This window comes from Paenibacillus xylanilyticus, assembly GCF_013359935.1.
In the GTDB taxonomy this organism is placed as follows: domain Bacteria; phylum Bacillota; class Bacilli; order Paenibacillales; family Paenibacillaceae; genus Paenibacillus; species Paenibacillus xylanilyticus.
On sequence record NZ_JABMCB010000038.1, the window covers coordinates 1 to 442 of the forward strand.

1 protein-coding gene is annotated in these 442 nt (G+C 48.4%); it reads right to left on the reverse strand.

The window, feature by feature from the left end:
* Nucleotides 1–407 (reverse strand): phage distal tail protein (locus tag HP552_RS00250; protein WP_217506268.1); only part of this gene is annotated, 407 nt, incomplete at its 3' end.
* Nucleotides 408–442 lie beyond the last annotated feature (35 nt).

The following is a 442-nucleotide window of genomic DNA, read 5'->3' on the forward strand; positions in this document are numbered from 1 at the left end:
GTCCCTGGATTCAGCTGCAGGAAATCGCCTGTGTAGAGATGGGATACGTTTTGACCATTCCGGGTGATTTTGAATTTCCCGGAGTCAATAATAATCTGGTCGCCAGGATTAAAGTTATCTTCAAATTCGATGTAATCCACATGATACTTGGACGCTGCTGCATCAATACGCGCCTCACCGGATAGCGTGGAACTGATTCGCAGCTCACGAACAAAATCCCCAACAAACTGAGCCTCACCCGACATCGGCAGGGCTTCCAGTACATATTCCCGAATGTAATCACCTTGAAAACTGGCCTGGCCGGAAAACTCTGCTGATAGCGTCATTTCCACAGCGTAATCCAGCGAGTATTCCGTATCACCGGATAATTCTGGAGCATTGAACGCGACAAGGTTAAACCCTGTCACGTCCTCCCCTCCTGAAATGGTCCGCTTAGAATACA